The organism is Inquilinus sp. OTU3971, assembly GCF_038440215.1.
The window spans coordinates 1-4,497 of sequence record NZ_JASATH010000336.1; the positions used below are offsets into that span (position 1 = coordinate 1).

The window sequence follows — 4,497 nt, forward strand, 5'->3', positions numbered from 1 at the left end:
TTTGCCTCCGACCAGGGGGACGTCGTCGAGGTCGATGGTTTCGAACCAGCGGACATGGCAGTCCGTGGGGGGCCTGCCTTGGTCTTGGGCCGGGCCTCCGGCCACGGTCGAGACCGCCGAGGCGGGGAATGAACGACCCATGGATAACTCCTCCGGAAGCCGTCGATGGCGGGTACAGGCGATATCAGGGAGGCGGCGGCTGGCCGTCGGCTCGTCGCAGCGAAGGGCGGCGATGAACCGGGGCGGCAAGGTCGTCCGTTTCCGGCTCCAGCCAGGTCGCGACGACGAGGCCGAAGGGGAGGAAAAGGGCGATCGTCAGGGCCCAGATGATCCACACGCCGCCTACTCCGCGCCGGTCAGCGCCGCAGCCAGGCGAGGAGGCCGACCACCGCGACGATCAGGAGCATGCCGATGAAGGCCTGGAGCACGCCGAAATTCGGCACATCCCGGGCGACGAAGACCGCGGCGATCGCGCCCGCGACGGCCAGCACAAGGCGAATTGGCAGCGACATGTCCACCTCCCGTGTCGTTGGCCATGCTGCCGCGACCGGCACGGTCGGACCTTGATCCAGGTCAAGACGTCCGAGATCCGCGACTTGATCCGGATCAAGGCCGTGGTGGGACCGTCGCCTTCATTATTGCGAATCGAAGGCCGCCCGGCGGAGCCGGGTGACCGCAGGAAAAAGGAACGTGGCGATGACCTACAAGCGGGTTCTGTTCCGGTCGGCGGCGCGGGAGAAGATTCTGCACGGTGTCACCCAGCTGGCCGACGCCGTGCGGGTCACGCTGGGGCCGAAGTCAAAATCCGTGCTGATCCAGAAGCATTGGGGAACGCCCGTCATCTGCAATGACGGTGTGACCATCGCCAAGGAATTCGAGCTCAAGGAGCCCGAGGAGAATCTCGGGGCGCAGATGCTGCGGCAGGCGGCCGAGAAGACGGGCGAGGCCGTGGGCGACGGCACCAGCACCGCGACCATACTCGCGCATGCGTTGTTCGCCGACGGGCTGCGGAACGTGGTTGCCGGCGCCAGTGCGATCGACATCAAGCGGGGGCTGGACACGGCGGCGAAGGCCGCCATCCAGGCGCTGTCGGCGATGTCGGTCCCGGTCGCCGCACGCAGGGAGAAGGAGCAGGTCGCGACCATCTCCGCGCACAACGATCCGGTGATCGGCGGGCTTGTGGCCGACGCGATGGAGAAGGTGGGAGGGGAGGGGGTCATCACGGTCGAGGAGTCGAAGACCACCGAGACCACTCTCGATGTGGTCGAGGGCTTGCGGTTCGACCGCGGCTATATCTCGCCCTACTTCATGACCAATGCGGAGAAGCTCTCGGCCGAGCTCGAGGACGTCTTCATCCTGCTGCATGAGAAGCGGCTGGGCAATCTGCAGGGCCTTCTGCCCCTGCTCGAGGCCGTGGTCCAGTCGGGGCGCCCCCTGGTGATCATCGCCGAGGATGTCGAAGGAGAGGCCCTGGCAACGCTCGTCGTCAACAAGATCCGCGGCGGCCTCAGGGTGGCCGCGGTCAAGGCGCCTGGCTTCGGCGACCGGCGAAAGGCGATGCTCGAGGACATCGCGGTGCTGACGGGCGGCCAAGTGGTCTCCGAAGAGCTCGGGATCAAGCTCGAGAATGTGGGTCTCGACCGGCTCGGGCGGGCCAAGCGGGTGATCATCACCGGCGAGCACACGACGATCGTCAGCGGCGGTGGCCGCAAGGAGGATATCGAGGCCCGCATGAAGCAGATCCGGCAGCAGATCGCCGACACCACCTCGGACTACGACCGGGAGAAGCTCCAGGAGCGCTTGGCGAAGCTGTCCGGCGGCGTCGCCGTGATCCGCGTCGGGGCACCCTCCGAGGCCGAGATGAAGGCGCGGAAGGAGGCGCTGGACGACGCGATCAGCTCCACCAAGGCGGCGGTGGCCGAAGGCATCGTGCCGGGCGGCGGCCTCGCGCTCCTGCGCTGCATCGACGCGGTCGCCGAGGTCGAGGAGACGCTCGAGGGCGACGAACGGACCGGCGCCCAGATTCTGAAGCGGGCACTCGAGGCGCCGGCGCGCCAGATCGCGGAGAATTCAGCGGTCGAAGGCGGCGTGGTGGTCGAGCGCATGCGCAGCGGTGACGGGGCGATGGGGTTCGATGCGGCCCGGAAGATCTATGTCGACCTGATCGAAGCCGGGATCGTGGATCCGACCAAGGTGGTCCGGGTCGCGCTGGAGAATGCCGTGTCGGTCGCGAGCACGCTCCTCTTGACCGAGGCGACCATGACCGAGGTCCCCGAGGCGAGGGCAGAGGCGAAGCAGCCCGTCGACATGGCGATGGACGTGTAGGACGCGCCGTCACGGATTTGACCAGGATCAAGGCTGCGGGCGGCAAGACCGGCCATGATCCCCCCACACTGTGGAGGAGATGTTCGATGAACGCCGTCGATGTCATGACCAGAAAGCCCGTGACCGTGCGCTCGGATCTGCCGATCCTGGCCGCGATCCGGATCATGCTCGGGCGCGGGATCAGCGGCCTGCCTGTCGTCGACGAGGAGGGCGACCTCGTCGGCATGATCACCGAAGGCGACCTGCTGCGCCGGACCGAGATGCGCACCGAGAAGCGCCGGCCCGACTGGCTCGCCTTCTTCACTGGCACCGATCGGCTGGCGCGCGAATACGTCCAGTCGCACAGCCGCAACGTCGCCGACGTGATGACCCGGGACGTGATCTCGGTCTCCGAGGATGCGCCGTTGGAGGAAATCGTGGAGCTGATGATCGGCCGACGGATCAAGCGCGTGCCGGTTCTATGCGGCACCAAGCTGGTCGGCATCGTCACGCGCGCCAACCTGCTGCGTCTTTTGGGCGACCTGCTGGATGTCCGCGCCGAAAGCGGCCATGACGACAAGGCGATCCGCGAGCGGATCTTCGCCGAGCTGAGCGAGCAGCTCTGGGCCCGGGTCGACGGGATGAGGGTCGATGTGAAGGACGGCGAGGTCACGCTCGGCGGTGTCATCACCGACGAGTGGGTTCGCGACGCGCTGCGCGTGGCGGTGGAGAACGTGCCTGGGGTCAAGGCCGTGAAGGATGACATGGTCCTGCTCGAGCCCTTCACCGGCACGGTGCTCGACCCCGTGCTCGAACGGCGGCTCTGACCACGTCGACGCCGGGCCACGCACACGCTGGAAGGCGCCGAGGACTGGTCCTGCCCGGTCGAAGGATCGCTTGAGCGCGCTGGTGCCGCATCCAGCGGGCTGAGCTCCGCCCAAGCGTCGGCCGCCCGGCGGCGCTGGGGCCGGAACGACGTCCTGGCGCATCGGCGCGCATCCGTGGTGCTGGTGCGTCGAGTCCCTGCTCACCCAGGTGCTGGTGATCTTCGTAATCCGGACCCGCGGCGCGCCTTTGGGCGAGCCGACCGCATCCGCTGCTTGCGGCGCTGTCTCTTGGCGTCGCCGGCCTTGCGATCCTCCTGCCGTTCACGGGGGCGAGCGCCTTGCTCGGCATGACGCCGTTGCCTTCGGCCTTCTACCTGTTCCTGGTGATGGCCGTGCCGACCTATCTGGCGATCGTGGAAATCGCCAAGCGACGGCTGTCCCGAGAAGCGGCGGGATGATCGCGATCATGCCTCCATGGGGCAGACCAAAACGGCACTTCCGCCGAGGCTCTTGATCTGTCTCAAGGCGGGCCTTGGGAGAGCTCATGAGGATCCAGCCAGCGACCTTCCGGGGCTCGCTCGGAGATCCGCCCCGGCACGGCAACGGATGAGAGGATACGATGTCGGTCCGCAACCTGGACGCCCTGTTCCGCCCGGGCTCGATCGCCGTGATCGGGGCCAGCCGGCGTGCCGGCTCGGTCGGGGCGGTCTTGGCCCGCAACCTCTTTGCCGGCGGCTTCGACGGACCGGTGATGCCGGTCAATCCGAAGGCACAGTCGATCGGCAGTACCCTGGCCTATAGGTCGGTCGCCGAACTGCCTGTCACCCCGGACCTGGCGGTGATTGCCACCCCGCGTGCTACCGTGCCCGGCCTGATCGCCGAGCTCGGCGCCTGTGGTACCCGCGCCGCCGTCGTCGTCAGCGCCGGCTTCGGCGAAGGCGACGGCCAAGCCGACGGCACGGCATTGCGCCAGGCGATGCTGGATGCGGCCCGGCCGCACCTGCTGCGCGTCCTCGGCCCCAATTGCCTGGGTCTGATGGCGCCGCATCACGGCGTCAACGCCAGCTTCGCCCATATCGCGCCATTGCCGGGCGACCTCGCCTTCGTCAGCCAGTCCGGCGCCATCGCAACAGCGGTGCTGGACTGGGCGACCCATCGGGGCATCGGCTTCAGCCACGTCGTCTCGCTGGGCGACATGGCCGATGTCGATTTCGGCGACATGCTGGACTGGCTGGCCGCCGACCGCCGCACCCGGGCGATCCTGCTCTATGTCGAGGCCGTGACCCATGCCCGGAAATTCATGTCGGCTGCCCGCATCGCGGCCCGGACCAAGCCTGTGGTGGTGATCAAGGGTGGCCGCACCGAC

General features: G+C 67.9%; 5 protein-coding genes. 3 read left to right on the forward strand and 2 right to left on the reverse strand.

The genetic code is table 11. The features are described from left to right. Positions 1 to 184: 184 nt before the first annotated feature. Both AAHM41_RS39120 and AAHM41_RS39125 read right to left on the reverse strand, forming a co-directional pair. Positions 185 to 337, reverse strand: a complete 153-nt coding sequence (locus AAHM41_RS39120; protein WP_342242046.1) for a hypothetical protein — start codon at positions 335 to 337, stop codon at positions 185 to 187. A gap of 19 nt (positions 338 to 356) precedes the next feature. Then, positions 357 to 512, reverse strand: a complete 156-nt coding sequence (locus AAHM41_RS39125; RefSeq protein ID WP_342242047.1) for a hypothetical protein — start codon at positions 510 to 512, stop codon at positions 357 to 359. A 184-nt stretch (positions 513 to 696) separates the two neighbouring features. Between AAHM41_RS39125 and groL the strand changes: the two genes are divergently transcribed. The 3 genes from groL to AAHM41_RS39140 form a co-directional block, all read left to right on the forward strand. Further along, positions 697 to 2,325 carry a chaperonin GroEL gene (gene groL, locus AAHM41_RS39130; protein WP_342242048.1) on the forward strand — a complete coding sequence of 543 codons (1,629 nt, stop codon included), beginning with the start codon at positions 697 to 699 and terminating at the stop codon, positions 2,323 to 2,325. 86 nt (positions 2,326 to 2,411) lie between these two features. Beyond that, positions 2,412 to 3,131 carry a CBS domain-containing protein gene (locus AAHM41_RS39135; RefSeq protein WP_342242049.1) on the forward strand — a complete coding sequence of 240 codons (720 nt, stop codon included), beginning with the start codon at positions 2,412 to 2,414 and terminating at the stop codon, positions 3,129 to 3,131. Positions 3,132 to 3,750: 619 nt separating this feature from the next. Beyond that, positions 3,751 to 4,497 (forward strand): CoA-binding protein (locus AAHM41_RS39140; RefSeq protein ID WP_342242050.1); only part of this gene is annotated, 747 nt, incomplete at its 3' end.

Coding starts and splice junctions, on each gene's coding strand:
- AAHM41_RS39125 (WP_342242047.1), bottom strand. CDS start 512: ATGTCGCTGCCAATTCGCCTTGTGCTGGCCGTCGCGGGCGCGATCGCC.
- AAHM41_RS39135 (WP_342242049.1), top strand. CDS start 2,412: ATGAACGCCGTCGATGTCATGACCAGAAAGCCCGTGACCGTGCGCTCG.
- groL (WP_342242048.1), top strand. CDS start 697: ATGACCTACAAGCGGGTTCTGTTCCGGTCGGCGGCGCGGGAGAAGATT.